This window comes from Sphingomonas silueang (assembly GCF_040049155.1).
Lineage (GTDB): Bacteria > Pseudomonadota > Alphaproteobacteria > Sphingomonadales > Sphingomonadaceae > Sphingomonas > Sphingomonas silueang.
This window is the reverse complement of sequence record NZ_JBDZDK010000003.1, coordinates 109,723-123,908: the sequence shown is the minus strand read 5'-3', so window position 1 is coordinate 123,908 and position 14,186 is coordinate 109,723. Positions and strand designations below refer to the sequence as shown.

Sequence of the window (14,186 nt, the reverse complement as noted above, 5' to 3'; positions counted from 1 at the left end):
GTGCGCCGGTCCAAACATTGGGGGTTTCAACAAGATGACAGGATTCCGTTCGCGATTGCTGACGACGACGCTGCTGGTCGGCGCGGCGGTGACGTCGATCCCGACGATCGCGCAGGCGCAGGTCGCCGAAGCCACGACCGGCACCGGGCTTCAGCCCGACGCCCCGGTCGCCGAGGGCCAGGACGAGGGCACGATCACCGTCACCGGATCGCGCATCCAGCGGCGCGACCTCACCTCGCCCAGCCCGATCGCGCTCGTGAGCGCCGAAGAGTTCAAGCTGACCGGCGCGGTCAACGTCGAACAGGTCATCAACACGCTGCCGCAGGCGGTGCCCGGCACCACCGGCTTCTCGAACAACCCGGGCAGCGGCGCGGCGACGCTCAACCTGCGCAACCTCGGCACCACCCGCACGCTGGTGCTGGTCAACGGCCGTCGCTGGATGTCGTACGACACCAACCAGATCGTCGACCTGAACACCATCCCGCAGTTCATGCTGCAGAACGTGGAAGTGCTGACCGGCGGCGCATCGGCGACCTATGGTTCGGACGCGATCGCGGGCGTCGTCAACTTCAACCTGCGCCAGGACCTCGACGGCGCGATCCTCGGCGGGCAGTACGCGCTGACCGAACAAGGCGACGGCGCGCGCTATGACGTGAACTTCGCGGTCGGCACCAAGTTCGACGACAACAAGGGATCGGTGACGGTCTACGCCAACTACACCCGTCGCGAACCGATCTTCCAGAGCGCCCGAGCCTTTTCGCGCAATGCCGCGGGTGACGGCTGCATCGTGCGCGGCACGACCAACTCGGCGACCGGCATCGGCACCAACCTCGGCGGTTCGCTGGCCACCTGCGCGGCGCGCGGCGGCGAAGTGGGCCTCGTGCCCCAGGGTTCGGCCTCGACCCCGATCGCGACGCTGCCCGGCCTGACCTCCTCGACCGGGCTCGGCTATATCTTCAATCCGACCGGCGGCGGCACGCGCGCGTTCAACGATCCGGCCGATCTCTACAATTTCGCGCCCGACAACTATCTGATGCTGCCGCAGGAACGCTACCTGATGGGCGGCTACGGCAGCTACGAGATCCTGCCGAGCGTCACCGCCTATACCGAAGTCAGCTTCGTCAAGAACTCGGTCCCGCAGGAACTGGCCCCGACGCCGATCGGCCAGGCGCTGAACCTGCAGATCGCCAGCCCGTGGTTCAACGAACAGACGCGCGGCCTGCTGCGTCCGCTCGACACCGACGGCGACGGCTATGTCACGACCAACGTTAGCTTCCGGTTCAACCAGTCGGGCCCGCGCAACGTCGACGCCAGCCGTACTGCGTTCCGCCTGCTCGGCGGCGTGCGCGGCGACATCACCGACGCGCTGCGGTTCGACGTCTACTATATGTACGCCCGGACCGAGAACCAGCAGTTCCAGCAGGGCAACATCTCGCGCAGCCGCTTCGCCGCGGCGACCGAGACGGAAATCGTGAACGGCACCCTGCGCTGCCGCAACGCCACCGCCCGCGCGGCGGGCTGCCAGCCGCTCAACGTCTTCGGCCTCGGCCTCGCCGATCCGGCGGCGATCCGCTATGTCACGATCAATTCGACCAACCTCGAACGCTCGGACCTGAAGAACTTCGTCGCTTCGGTGAACGGCGACCTGTTCTCCTTCGGGGCGGGCGTCGATCCGGTGGCGTTCGCCGCCGGTGTCGAATATCGCGGCATGTCGGCGAGCTACACGCCCGACACCTTCCTCGCCTCGGGCGACGTCGCGGGCTTCAACGCGGGCCAGCCGACCAGCGGCGAATACAGCGCGCGCGAAGTCTTCGGCGAACTGCGCGTGCCGGTGCTGAGCGAGAACTTCCTCCACAAGCTCGAGTTCGACGGCAACGTCCGCTATTCCGACTATTCGCTGGCGGCGGTCGGCGGGGTGTGGACCTATTCGGCGGGCGGGCAGCTCTCGCCGATCCGCGACATCACCTTCCGCGGCCAATATGCCCGCGCGGTGCGCGCGCCGAACGTGCAGGACCTGTTCGGCGGCAACTCCACCGGCTTCCCGGCGGCGCAGGACCCCTGCTCGGATCGCGGCGTGGCGGCGAACCGCACCGACGCCATCCGCGCGCTGTGCATCGCCAACGGCGTGCCTGCGGCCAACGTCTTCACCCGCGCGGTGCAGCCGAACGCCCAGATCCAGGCGAACTTCGGCGGCAACCCGAACCTGAGCGAGGAAACGTCCGACACCTACACCGCCGGTGTCGTGCTGCGCCCGAGCTTCATCCCGCGCCTGAACGTCACGGTCGACTACTTCAACATCAAGGTCGAGAACACGATCGCCACCTTCGGCGGCGGCCTCAACGATGCGCTGTCGCTGTGCTTCACCGTGGCGCAGAACCTGAGCAACCCGATCTGCTCGATCTTCCAGGGCATGCGCAACACCACGACCGGCGCGCTGGGCGAGACGGCGGGCGGGCGCAACCCGAACGTGCTGTCGGCGAACATCGCGACGCTCAAGACCTCGGGCATCGACGTGGCGGTCGATTATTCGCTGCCGCTGGAATTCTCGATGACCGGCAACGGCCGCTCGAACGTCAGCTTCTCGTTCCTCGGGACCTATCTCGACAAGTTCCGCAGCACCGCGGTGGCGAGCATTCCCGAGCGTGAAGTGATCGGCGAAGGTTCGGTGCCGCAGATCCCGACGACCAACCCGCTGCCGAAGTGGAAGCACAACGCCCGTCTGACCCTGTCCGACGGTCCGGCGCTGCTGTCGCTGCGCTGGCGGCACCTCGGCCCGGTCAAGGACCGCCGGCTAGAGAACACGTTCGTCGGCCTCGTCCGCACGCCGCAGGACGCTGCGCTGTTCCCGAACGCCCGCATCGCGCCTGCCGACTATTTCGACCTGTCGGCCGGGTTCGAGGCGACCAAGACGTTGCAGATCAACTTCGGCGTCAACAACCTGCTGAACGAGAAGCCGACCGTCCTCGGCTCGCTCCAGGAGCAGGCGAACACCTTCCCCGGCACCTATGACGTGCTGGGTCGCGACTTCTTCGTGGGTGCACGGCTTCAGTTCTGACGCTGCCACGATCGTACGGACAGGGGGGCATCCGCGGCGACGCGGGTGCCCCTTTTCCTGTCAGGCCACGTCGAAGGCGACGGTCATCCGCCTGCCCGCCGCGATCGGGCGGGTGCCGTGGAACAGGGTGCTGGGGAACAGCACGCAGTGGCCGACGCGCGGCACGATCGTCGCGATCGGCGGCAGGTCGAGCCGCAGATTCTCCGGCGCGCGCCCGAGTTCGAGCACGCCCGGCGCGGCTTCCGGCACGGTGAAATAGGCGGCGGACGACAGCAGCCCGTGCGGATGGACATGCGGCGCATGGCGACCGCGCCCGTCCAGCCGGATCGACCAACTGCCCACCACCCGCCACGGCGCGTCGCGACGCGCGAGCAGCGGATGCACCGGATCGACGGGCGGCAGCCCCTCGCGGTAGCGCGCGATCGCTTCGTCCACCGCGCGGGCGATCGCCCGGATCATCGGCGCGTCGCGCTGGAACAATGCCCCGCGCGTCTGGCTGCCCTGTTTGACCGACTGGCCGATCGGCATCGCCGCGCGGTCGTGCAGCGCGTCCAGCGTCGTGCACGCCGCTGCCCGCTGCGCCGCCGACAGGTCGAGCGGCAGTTCGCGGATCAGCGCCGGATGGCGGTGGAGCCATTCGTGCCGCGCATCGCCCAGCACGCGCCACGCCAGGTCGCGCAGGCTCCATGCGGTCACGTCATCGGCGCGCACGGCCAGCGCCGCGGCGAGCAGCCGTTCCGCCAGATCGGGTGCACCCGTCCGCAACGCCTGTCGCGCGCGGGCGACCTGCCAGTCGGGGGTGTCGCCGCCGAACCGATCGAACAGCGCCGCCGCCGCACCATCCTCCCCCGCCTCGCCGCGCGCGATCGCCTCCGCCAGCACCAGTTCGTCGCGGTCGCCGACCCGCCGCCGTGCCGCCGCCAGCACCTCGCCCGCATCGGCATGGCGATCGACCCCGGCCAGCATCGCCGCCCATGATCGCTCCGCCGCGCCGTCGGGATGCACCGCGACGGCGCGGGGATAGTGATCGCAGAACCCTTCGCGCTCGCCCGCTGCCCAGCGCAGGCCAGCGTAGAGTTCGAGCGCATCGACCCATTGCGGCAGGTGCAGCGCCAGATCGGCGGCAATGCCGAGTGCGGCGGGACGATCGCCCGCCGCCTCCAGCGCCTGTGCCAGTCCGTGCAGCAGCCATGGATCGCCGGGGCTGACGCGCAGCGCCCGGTCATACTGCGCCACCGCATCCTCCGCCCCCCGGTCGAGCGCGGTGCGGGCCGCGCCGTGCAGCGCGCGGACATGGCGCGGATCGCGGGCGAGCTGCGCGGCATAGCTGTCGGCGGCGGCGCGCAGGTCGCCGATCGCGGTTTCGGCGGCGGCGCGCGTCGTCCAGTAGCGCGGCAGCGCGGCGAGCGCGGCTTGCCCCGCGGTCAGTTCGGCGACCGCCTCGCCCGCGCGGCCCAGCCGGGTCAGCATCACCGCGCGGTTGATCGCCGCCTCGCCGAGGCGCGGATCGATCGCCAGCGCACGGTCGAACAGCGCCAGCGCCTCCGCCGCGCGTCCGGCGCCCGCGTGGAAATTTCCCGCGCTGTTGGCCAGCGCCGCATCGCGGGGAAAGGCGGCCAGCGCCTGTGCGAACAGCCGCTCCGCCCCGGCATCGTCCCCCCGCTTCGCCGCCGCCAGCGCCGCTGCCCGCATCGTCGCCGCATCGCTCATCGGTCGCGAAACCAGCCGGTGATCGAATAGCGTCCGACCGGCGCGAACGGCGGGACATAGCTGACGGCATGGGCGCACGGCACCGCGAACATGCTGAGCGCGTTGAACCGGGGCCGATAGCCCGCGATCACGTCGCCGTCGTCGTCGAGGAACTGGAGATAGCCGCCCCAGTCCGGCCGCCAGTCGAGCGCGCACAGCGACAGGACATAGGCGATGCGCCACCCCTCCCCGACATGCGAATCGCTGTGTTCCGCAAGGAACTGGCCGGGCGCGAACAGCGTCGCCTGCGCATCGGCCTTGCGCAACTCGGGGATGCCGGTGACGTCGCGCACGAGGTCGAGGAACGGCGCGTCGTTGATATGCTCCAGCAAGATGTCGTGCGGCCCACCGGGCGCCCACCGCTGGAGATAGCCGTCGAGGATCGGATAGCGGGCGTAGGAAAAGCCGTAGTCGCGCCCGCGCATCGCCGCCTCGATCCCCTCGCGGATCGCTGCGCGCCGATCGGGGGCGAGCGCGGCGAATTCGGCGGCGCTCAGGCCGACGGGCTGTTCGGTGCCGATGCCATAGGCGATGCCCCATGGCGTCTGTTCGGCGATCAGCCGGTGGAGCGCGCGCGCCGAATCGTCGGTCAACACGTCGCGGATCTGCACCCGGCGGTCGGTCGCGAACCGGCGGGCAAGTGCTGCGCGATCAAGGGCGGGGTTCAATCGGAGGAGTTCGATCATGTCCCGCGAATTTCGCGCAGCATCGCGCGCGGTGCAAGGCTTCACCCGCGCCGCGATCGATGGCAGGACTGCTAGCCGAAATGTTCGCGCTCCCACCCGCACTGGATCTGACAGCCCTCGCCGCCGCCTATCGCCGGGACGGGCGGGTGGTGATCGACGGCCTGCTGCCCGCCGACGCGGCGGTGGCGCTGGCCGCGCACCTGCGGACGCGGGGCGACTGGCGCAAGCTGGTGCTCAGCGGCACGCAGGTCGCCGAATTCGACCGCGCAGGATGGGCGGCGATCCCGCCCGACCGGGCCGAGGCGCTGAACCTCGCCGTCTATGCCGCCGCGCGCGCCGGGTTCCAGTTCCGGTTCGACAGCATCCGGGTGTCCGACGCCCGCGCCGACCGCGCGGCCGATCCGACGCCGCTCGGCGCCTTCGCCCGGTGGATGTCGTCGGATGCGGTACTGGCGATGCTGCGGACGATCACCGGCGCGGCGGATGTCGCCTATGCCGATGCGCAGGCGACCGCCTATGCCCCCGGCGACTTCCTGACCGCGCACGACGATGCGGTCGCGGGCAAGCACCGCCGTGCCGCCTATGTGTTCGGGCTGACCCCGGACTGGCGGCCCGAATGGGGCGGGCTGCTGCTGTTCCACCGGGACGGCGGGCGGCTGGACGCGATCGCCCCCGGCTTCAACCGGCTGACGCTGTTCCGCGTGCCGCAGGAGCATAGCGTGAGCGAGGTGACACGCGCCGCTCCCGCCCGGCGCTATTCCGTGACCGGCTGGCTGCGCGCGGGGATGCAGCCGTAGCGGCGGCGCGAGGTACGATCGCGGCGGTTCAATTCCGCCGGCAATCGCGGTAGCGTCGGGTCCGGTGAAGGATGGTCTGGGGGGGAAACGGTTTCATGCGGATCGATATCTTGCCGACGACCCTGCGGGGCATCGCCGCACTGTCGCTGGCCATGGACACACCCGCAGCAGCCGCGCCGGTCGCCGAGCAGCCGGTAACGCTCGTCCAGTTGATGCAGCGTTCCGGCGCGACCGCCAACTGGCACGACTTCCCTGCGCCGAAGGAGATTCGCGTCGATCCGGCGACGCTGCGCATGATCGCGGCGCTGCGTACCAGATTGACCGCCCCCGGCGAGGTCGCGACGATCGGCTATCTTACCGCGGACAGGGCGCCTGCCTTCACCGGGCTGGCGGGCGGCAACGTCAACAACGTCTCGACGGCGCAACTGCACCAGCAGGTGAAGGCCGCCGGGCATCTTCCCGCACTGGACCTGCATACCCACCCGCAATCGGGGTTGCTGCACAGCTTCTTCGACCTGATGCAGACCAGGAACGGCGGATGGCCCTCGATCGTCGTGAACGATGCGGGCACCTTCCTCGCGCTGCCGCCGTCACGCCCCGTCAAGACGAACGTCGAGGCGGTCGCGAATCTGGCGTCGCTGGAGGATGCGCTGGACCTGCCGTGCCTGATGTACCGACAGCCCGCCGCATTGCGCGACGAAGCCGGACGGATCGGGCAGATCCGGCGCTTCGCCCCGCTCGGCTACAGCTTCTATCAGCTCGATACGGCACGCGGCGTGTTCACCCGGATCGAGCCGATGGACCCGTTCAACCTGGTGGACTATGCCACCCGCTACAAGGCCGATCTGATCGCGGCGATGCGCATCCAGCCGTCGCGCCGGTCGATTACCGACATCCGCGACGCGCTGCGCGACAAGACGCTGGCTGCGGTGATCCGGCAGGATCTCGGCAGCGGCATCGACACCTATCTGCCGCTCCTCTACGCGGGATGGGACAAGTTCGTGCTGATGGACATGTATTCCGACAACCGGCGCGATCCCGCCAGCCCGGTGATGGCGATCGTCAAGCCCAGGGAAGCCGACGGACGCTGCATCGGCAGCCGCGCCATGGTCTATTTCCTGCCGGGCGGCGATCCCTATGCAGTTCCGGATTCGGGGTTCCGGATCGATTACGACGGCGCGGCGGTGACGATCGAAGAATTGCCGAAGCCGACGCGCTCGCCCTTTCGCTGACGAACGAAGGGGCGGCCCGTCGCCGGACCGCCCCGCCGCCTCAGCCGAAGACCTTGGCGGCCAGTTCGGCGATGCGCTTGCCCTGATGCCGCGCGCCGCCCAGTTCGATCTCGGTCGGCTGGCGGCTGCCGTCGCCGCCCGCGATGGTCGATGCGCCGTACGGGGTCGATCCGTTCACCTCGTCCAGCCCGGTATGGCCTTCATAGCCATAGTCGAGCCCGACGATCGTCATCCCGTGGTGCAGCAGGTTGGTGATGATCGAGAACAGCGTCGTCTCCTGCCCGCCGTGCTGGGTCGCGGTCGAGGTGAAGGCGCCGCCGATCTTGCCGACCAGCCCGCCCCTGGCCCACACCCCGCCGGTCGTGTCCCAGAACGCCGCCATCTGGCTCGACATGCGACCATAGCGGGTGCCGGTGCCGACGATGATCGCGTCATAGTCGGTCAGTTCGTTCGGATCGGTCAGTTCGGCATGATGGTCCGCCACGACGAAGCCCGCCGACTGCGCGACCTCCGCCGGGGCGGTTTCGCGCACCCGGCGGACGTCCACTTCCGCCCCGGCGGCGCGGGCGCCCTCGGCAACGGCATCGGCCATCTTGGCGACATGGCCGTAGGACGAGTAATAAAGGACGAGGACCTTCGACATGGGCAACACTCCTGGCAAACGAAACGTTCGGATCATTCGGCGTCGACGAGGACGATTTCGGCATCCTCGGTCGCGGTGATAGTGACGGTCTGCCCGCCCGACAGCGCGGCACCGTCGCGCGCCTGAAAGGCGACGCCGTCGATGGTGATCGCGCCGGTCGCGGCGACCAGATAGGCGTGACGCCCCGCCCCCACGCTATGTTCCACCGTTTCCCCGGCCTTCAGCGTCGCGCCGAGCACCCGGGCATCGGCGCGGATGCGCAGCGCTTCGGGATCGGCGTCCGACCCGCTGGCGAGCACGACGAACTTGCCGGAGCGTTCGCCCTTCGGGAACGGCTTGGCCCCCCATGACGGCTGGCCGCCCTTCTGGCGCGGCTCGATCCAGATCTGGAAGATGCGGGTCGTCTCGGGCTCGAGATTGTATTCGGCGTGGCGCACGCCGCTGCCCGCGCTCATCACCTGCACGTCGCCCGCCGCCGTGCGGCCCTTGTTGCCGAGCGAGTCCTGGTGGGTGATCGCCCCGGAACGGACATAGGTGATGATCTCCATGTCCTTGTGCGGATGCGGCGGAAAGCCCGAATTGGCGGCGATCTCGTCGTCGTTCCACACCCGGATCGCGCCCCAGCCCATGCGGGCGGGATCATAATAGTTGGCGAAGCTGAAATGGTGGCGGGCGTTCAGCCAGCCATGGTCTGCATGGCCGAGGCTTGCGAAGTCACGTTTGTCGATCATCGTCGATCTCCTTGCTTGACCCCCAAGATAGGTCGCGCGACAGTCGCGTAAACGGAAACGTCAGAAACCGATCGTTTCGCCGGAGGTATCATGCGACTTCCCGATTTCGAGGCATGGGCGATGTTCGCCTGCGTGGTCGAGCATCGTTCGTTCAGTGCCGCGGCCCAGTCGATCGGGGTGTCGAAGGCGACCGTGTCGAAGGCCGTCGCCCGGCTGGAGGCGTCGCTCGGCACCACGCTGTTCCATCGCACCTCGCGGCGGCTGACGCTGACCGATGCGGGCCGCTCGCTCAGCGAACGCGCCGCGCGTATCCTCGGCGAGGCGCAGGCGGCCGAGGAACAGGCGCGCGACGCCGCCGCCGCGCCCAAGGGGCTGGTCCGCGTCGCCGCGCCGATGTCGTTCGGGCTCGCCTATGTCGCGCCCGCCGTCGCCGATTTCCTGGGCGAGCATCCCGGCGTCGAGATCGACCTGACCCTGTCCGACGCGAAGGTCGATATCGTCGCGGAGGGGATCGACATCGCGCTGCGCATCGCGGAACTGCCCGACAGCTCGCTGCGCGCCCGCCGCCTCGCCCCCGTCGCGGTGCGGATCGTCGCCGCGCCCGCCTATTGGGACGCGCATGGCCGCCCGACGCATCCCGCCGACCTCGGTCATCATGCCTGTTTCGGCTATACCAACCTGACGCACCCCGTCTGGCATTTCCGGCATGGCGAGGAGGAGGTGGCGGTGCGCCCCGCCGGGCCGCTGGCCACCAACAACGGCGAGGCGATGCTGCCTGCGCTGCGTGCGGGCCTCGGCGTGGCGCGGCTGCCCGACTTCCTCGTCGATGCCGATATCGCCGCCGGGCGGCTGGAGGCGGTGTTGCCCGACTGGAGCAGCGGCGGCATCGCGCTGCACCTGCTCACCCCGCCGGGCACCCTGCGGCCCGCCCGGGTCGAGGCGCTGATCGCCTTCCTGTCGGAAAGGTTCCGGCGGATCTGCGCCGCGCGTTAACCGCGCTCGCTAACGTACCGTTGTCGTTTAAGCGCAAATTAACCTTTTGCCTTCATACGGCTTTCCATTAATGTTTCTGCTTTCACGCACTTCAGGGAAGGCGTGCCGCGAAACGGGGGACTGCCGATGCGCGTGTTGCTGATCGAGGACGAACCGACCACTGCCAAGGCGATCGAGCTGATGCTCTCGTCGGAAGGGTTCAACATCTACACCACCGATCTGGGCGAGGAAGGCCTCGATCTGGGCAAGCTGTATGATTACGACATCATCCTGCTCGACCTGAACCTGCCCGACATGCACGGCTATGACGTGCTCAAGAAGCTGCGCGTGGCGCGGGTGCAGACGCCGGTGCTGATCCTGTCGGGCGTGGACGAGATGGATTCCAAGGTCCGCTCGTTCGGCTTCGGCGCCGACGACTACGTCACCAAGCCGTTCCACCGCGAGGAACTGGTGGCGCGCATCCATGCCGTCGTCCGCCGGTCCAAGGGCCATTCGCAGTCGGTGATCCGCACCGGCAAGCTGGCGGTGAACCTCGATGCCAAGACCGTCGAGGTCGACGGTGCGCGGGTGCATCTGACCGGCAAGGAATATGCGATGCTCGAACTGCTCTCGCTGCGCAAGGGCACGACGCTGACCAAGGAAATGTTCCTCAACCACCTCTATGGCGGCATGGACGAGCCGGAACTCAAGATCATCGACGTCTTCATCTGCAAGCTGCGCAAGAAGCTCAGCACCGCCTGCGACGGCGAGAATTATATCGAGACGGTATGGGGCCGCGGCTATGTGCTGCGCGAGGCCGACGAAGTGGGGCAGGTCGCGGTCGCCTGACCGCGGCTCACCGCTTGGCGATCGCCCCGCCCATCTCCAGCCGCTTGCCGTTGGTGATGATGACGCGGTCGCCGAGCTTCGTCGCCGCGAACAGCTTCTTCGCGAATTCGATCGGCACGCCGATGCAGCCGTGCGTGGCACCGCCCGCCACCACCTGACTGCCGTGGATCGAGATGCCGTCGTCGGTCAGCCGCAGCATATACGGCATCGGCGCGTCGTAGAGGTTGCTGACATGGTCGGCATCCTTCTGCGTGATGGTCAGCGCGCCGAGCGGCGTCGGCTTCCAGTCCGCGCCGTACAGCACCACCGCGGTCCCGATCTCATAGCCGTCGCGGAAGATCGACAGCACCTGCGCGTCGAGATCGATGGTGATGACGATCGGCCCGGTCCTGGGCGCACCGCTTTCGTCCCATAGCCAGCGACCATGGGTGAACGGCCCGTCGATCTGCAGGATGCGGCGGACGACCATCGCGTCGGGCGGCGCGTCGGGCGACGGCGCGACCGGGGCGGGCTTCGCCGCGACGCGGACGGGCGAAGTCGCCGGGGACGGCGTGGCGCCGGGTGTCGGCGCATCCGGGCGCGCCCGCCCGATCAGCACGCCCGCCGCGCCGGTCGCGCCGAGCGCCCCGATCAGCAGCGCCACACCCAGTCCGGTTCGCAATCCGTATCCCATGCCACCCATATAGGGTCCGTTCACGCCCACGGCACGACCCGATTGTCGTGCCGCGATGATACGTTCGACGGACGTAGCGACATTATCGCCGGGGTGTGCCGTCCGCCTTCAGCGGCCACGCCTGATAGCCGCCGACCCAGGTTTCGAGCACGCGGGTGGCGCGCAGGTCGGCGGGGCTGGCCACCACCGGATCGCGATCGACGACGATGAAGTCCGCTTTCTGCCCCGGCTGCAGCGATCCGAAGCGGCCTTCCGCGAAACCGGCGAAGGCGGCGTCCTGCGTGAACGCCTTCCACGCCTGTTCGCGCGTCACCTTCTCCTCCGGCCGCCAGCCGCCGGGCGGCTGGCCACCGGCATCCTCGCGGGTGAAGGCGGCGGCCCAGCCGACGAACGGATTGGGATGCTCGACCGGATAGTCCGATCCGAACGCCAGCCGTCCGCCGCCGCGCAGCACGGTCGCCCAGGCATAGGCCCCCTTGAGCCGCGCCTCGCCCAGCCGCGCCTCGGCCATCGTCCGGTCGCCGGTGGCATGGACCGGCTGCATCGAGGCGATGATGCCGTTGCGGCCCAGCGCGGGCAGGTCGGCGGGATCGACGACCTGCGCATGTTCGATCCGCCAGCGGCGATCGTCCTTGTACGACGATGCGATCTCGGCGATCGCGTCGAGCACCTGCCGGTTCGCCTGATCGCCGATCGCGTGGATCGCCAGCTGGAACCCGTCCATCGTCGCGCGGCTCATGACGTTCAGCAGCGTGGTGTCGCCGATGAACGACAGCCCGCGCTGCCCGGGCGCGTCGCTATAGGGCGCCTTCAGCCACGCCCCGCGCGATCCCAGCGCGCCGTCGGCGTACAGCTTGATCCCGCCCATCCGCAGCCGGTCGCCATAGAGCCACGGCGTAGGCCCCGCGCCCGCGACGGTCAGCGCGGTGTCCAGCCCCATGCCGTAGCTCATGATCCGCACGCGCAGCTGGCCGATGTCGCCCATGCGGCGGAACACCTGCCAGTCGTCGACGGTCGTGCCCATGTCGGCGGTGGCGGTGATGCCGTTCGACAGCAACGTCTCCTGCGCCTTCAGGAAGGCGGCGTTGCGTTCGCGCGGCGAGGGCTTGGGCCGCGCGGCGTCGAACAGCGACGCGGCGGCATCGACGAACACGCCCGAGGGCTGGCCGTTCGCCATCTCGATCCGCCCGCCCGGCGGCGACCTGGTCTGCGCGGTGATGCCCGCCGCCTTGATCGCGGCGCTGTTGGCCCAGACGGCATGGCCGTCGGCGCGCTCCAGCAGCACCGGCTTGTCGCCGACCGCCGCATCGAGTTCGGCGGCGGTCGGGAAACGCCCCAGCCCCCATGCTTCCTGGTTCCAGCCGCCGCCGGTGATCCACGAGCGGTTGCCGTTCGACCGCGCATAGCTGCGGATCGCCTCCTGCGCCGCCCCGAGCGAGCGGGTCGCCGACAGGTCGATCTCCAGCCCGCGATAGCCGAGCGACATGACATGGCCGTGCGCGTCGATCATGCCGGGGATGACGATGCGCCCGCCCATGTCGCTGCGCCAGTCGGGGCGCTTGGGCGGCTTCTCGCCCTTCGGCACCAGCCGGACGACCCTGCCCTCCTTGTCGACGACGATCGCGGCGAAGCGCACCACCCGTCCCTGCGCGTCGAGCGTCACGCCGTTGACATTGTCGATCAACCCGTCGGCATGGGCGGTCCCGGCCAGCAGCAGCGCGGCGGCGGCGATCAGCGTCCGCCTCATTTCGGCAGCCTCCGCACCAATGCGCTGGTATCCTGTCGTCCGCCGCCCATCGCCTGTACCTCGGCATAGAATTGATCGACCAGCGCGCTGACCGGCAGCGTCGCTCCCTGCCGCCGCGCCTCGTCGAGCGCGAGGCCCAAATCCTTGCGCATCCAGTCGATCGCGAAGCCGAAGTCGAACTTGTCCTCCGCCATCGTCGGCCAGCGGTTCACCATCTGCCAGCTCTGCGCCGCGCCGCCCGAAACGGCGTCCAGCACCTTGTCGAGATCGAGGTCGGCCTTTTGCGCGAACCGCAGCGCTTCGGACAGGCCGCCCAGCACGCCTGCGATGCAGATCTGGTTGACCATCTTGGTCGTCTGTCCCGCGCCCGCGCCACCGACATGGACGATGCGCTGGGCATAGGCGGCCATGATCGGCTCGGCGGCGGCGAAGGCCTCGGCGGTGCCGCCGCACATGATCGAGAGCTTGCCGTTCTCCGCCCCTGCCTGTCCGCCCGACACGGGCGCATCGAGCACCAGCAACCCCTTCGCCGCCCCCGCCTCGGCCAGTTCGCGGGCGATCGCGGCGGATACGGTGGTATGGTCGGTGAACAGCGCGCCTTCCCGCATCGCGGCGAACGCGCCGTCCGCGCCCAGCGTCACCTGCCGCAGGTCGTCGTCTTTGCCGACGCAGGCGAATACCGCGTCCGCGCCCTCCGCCGCCTGTGCCGGGGTGTCGGCAACGGTGCCGCCGTGCGTTGCTGCCCATGCATCGGCCTTCGCCCGTGTACGGTTGTAGACGACCACCGAGTGTCCGGCGGCGACGAGGTGCCCGGCCATGGGCGCGCCCATGACGCCGGTGCCGATGAATGCGATATGTGCCATGGCCGGGGTGTAGGCCGGAGCCGGCGCGGGGGGAAGCAGGCGGTTGCGAACGGTCCGGTTTTTCGTTCGTCCGCAGGACCAGCGCCCTACCCCGGCGAAGGCCGGGGTCCAGTCGCCGGGTATCAGCGATCGATCGCCGATGCCTTCCATCTGGACCCCGGCCTACGCCAGGGTACGGGCGTTATCCGG

12 protein-coding genes are annotated in these 14,186 nt (G+C 69.3%); 5 read left to right on the top strand and 7 right to left on the bottom strand.

The genetic code is table 11. The features are described from left to right. Positions 1-34: 34 nt before the first annotated feature. Positions 35-3,055, top strand: a complete 3,021-nt coding sequence (locus ABLE43_RS04325) for a TonB-dependent receptor domain-containing protein (protein WP_348977250.1) — start codon at positions 35-37, stop codon at positions 3,053-3,055. Positions 3,056-3,115: 60 nt separating this feature from the next. On the opposite strand, the gene ABLE43_RS04320 is transcribed toward ABLE43_RS04325, so the two are convergent. Both ABLE43_RS04320 and ABLE43_RS04315 read right to left on the bottom strand, forming a co-directional pair. Then, entirely contained in the window at positions 3,116-4,765 is a 1,650-nt protein-coding gene (locus ABLE43_RS04320; protein WP_348977249.1) for a putative 2OG-Fe(II) oxygenase, read from the bottom strand. After that, the gene (locus ABLE43_RS04315) at positions 4,762-5,490 is read right to left on the bottom strand and encodes a 2OG-Fe(II) oxygenase (protein ID WP_348977248.1); all 729 of its coding nucleotides are present in this window, start codon (positions 5,488-5,490) and stop codon (positions 4,762-4,764) included. Before ABLE43_RS04315 ends, ABLE43_RS04320 begins: the two co-directional genes overlap by 4 nt. An 80-nt stretch (positions 5,491-5,570) precedes the next feature. Between ABLE43_RS04315 and ABLE43_RS04310 the strand changes: the two genes are divergently transcribed. Continuing rightward, positions 5,571-6,287, top strand: coding sequence for a 2OG-Fe(II) oxygenase family protein (locus ABLE43_RS04310; RefSeq protein ID WP_348977247.1), 717 nt, complete (start codon positions 5,571-5,573; stop codon positions 6,285-6,287). Positions 6,288-6,382: 95 nt separating this feature from the next. Further along, positions 6,383-7,519, top strand: coding sequence for a hypothetical protein (locus ABLE43_RS04305; RefSeq protein WP_348977246.1), 1,137 nt, complete (start codon positions 6,383-6,385; stop codon positions 7,517-7,519). A gap of 40 nt (positions 7,520-7,559) precedes the next feature. On the opposite strand, the gene wrbA is transcribed toward ABLE43_RS04305, so the two are convergent. Then, positions 7,560-8,162 carry an NAD(P)H:quinone oxidoreductase gene (wrbA, locus tag ABLE43_RS04300; protein ID WP_348977245.1) on the bottom strand — a complete coding sequence of 201 codons (603 nt, stop codon included), beginning with the start codon at positions 8,160-8,162 and terminating at the stop codon, positions 7,560-7,562. Between the two features lie 32 nt (positions 8,163-8,194). Further along, positions 8,195-8,893 carry a pirin family protein gene (locus tag ABLE43_RS04295; protein ID WP_348977244.1) on the bottom strand — a complete coding sequence of 233 codons (699 nt, stop codon included), beginning with the start codon at positions 8,891-8,893 and terminating at the stop codon, positions 8,195-8,197. 90 nt (positions 8,894-8,983) lie between these two features. Between ABLE43_RS04295 and ABLE43_RS04290 the strand changes: the two genes are divergently transcribed. Next, positions 8,984-9,886 (top strand): LysR family transcriptional regulator, encoded by a 903-nt coding sequence (locus ABLE43_RS04290; protein ID WP_348977243.1) that lies wholly within the window; start codon positions 8,984-8,986, stop codon positions 9,884-9,886. A gap of 126 nt (positions 9,887-10,012) precedes the next feature. After that, complete coding sequence (ctrA, locus tag ABLE43_RS04285; RefSeq protein WP_348977242.1) at positions 10,013-10,714, top strand: response regulator transcription factor CtrA; 702 nt, start codon at positions 10,013-10,015, stop codon at positions 10,712-10,714. 7 nt (positions 10,715-10,721) lie between these two features. Here ctrA and ABLE43_RS04280 read toward each other — a convergent pair whose 3' ends face one another. The 3 genes from ABLE43_RS04280 to ABLE43_RS04270 all read right to left on the bottom strand — a co-directional run bounded on the left by ABLE43_RS04280 (position 10,722) and on the right by ABLE43_RS04270 (position 13,997). Next, positions 10,722-11,387 carry a L,D-transpeptidase family protein gene (locus tag ABLE43_RS04280; protein ID WP_348977241.1) on the bottom strand — a complete coding sequence of 222 codons (666 nt, stop codon included), beginning with the start codon at positions 11,385-11,387 and terminating at the stop codon, positions 10,722-10,724. Positions 11,388-11,469: 82 nt separating this feature from the next. Continuing rightward, positions 11,470-13,134 carry an amidohydrolase gene (locus tag ABLE43_RS04275; RefSeq protein ID WP_348977240.1) on the bottom strand — a complete coding sequence of 555 codons (1,665 nt, stop codon included), beginning with the start codon at positions 13,132-13,134 and terminating at the stop codon, positions 11,470-11,472. Beyond that, complete coding sequence (locus tag ABLE43_RS04270; RefSeq protein ID WP_348977239.1) at positions 13,131-13,997, bottom strand: NAD(P)-dependent oxidoreductase; 867 nt, start codon at positions 13,995-13,997, stop codon at positions 13,131-13,133. The genes ABLE43_RS04275 and ABLE43_RS04270 overlap by 4 nt, the downstream gene beginning before the upstream one ends. Positions 13,998-14,186 lie beyond the last annotated feature (189 nt).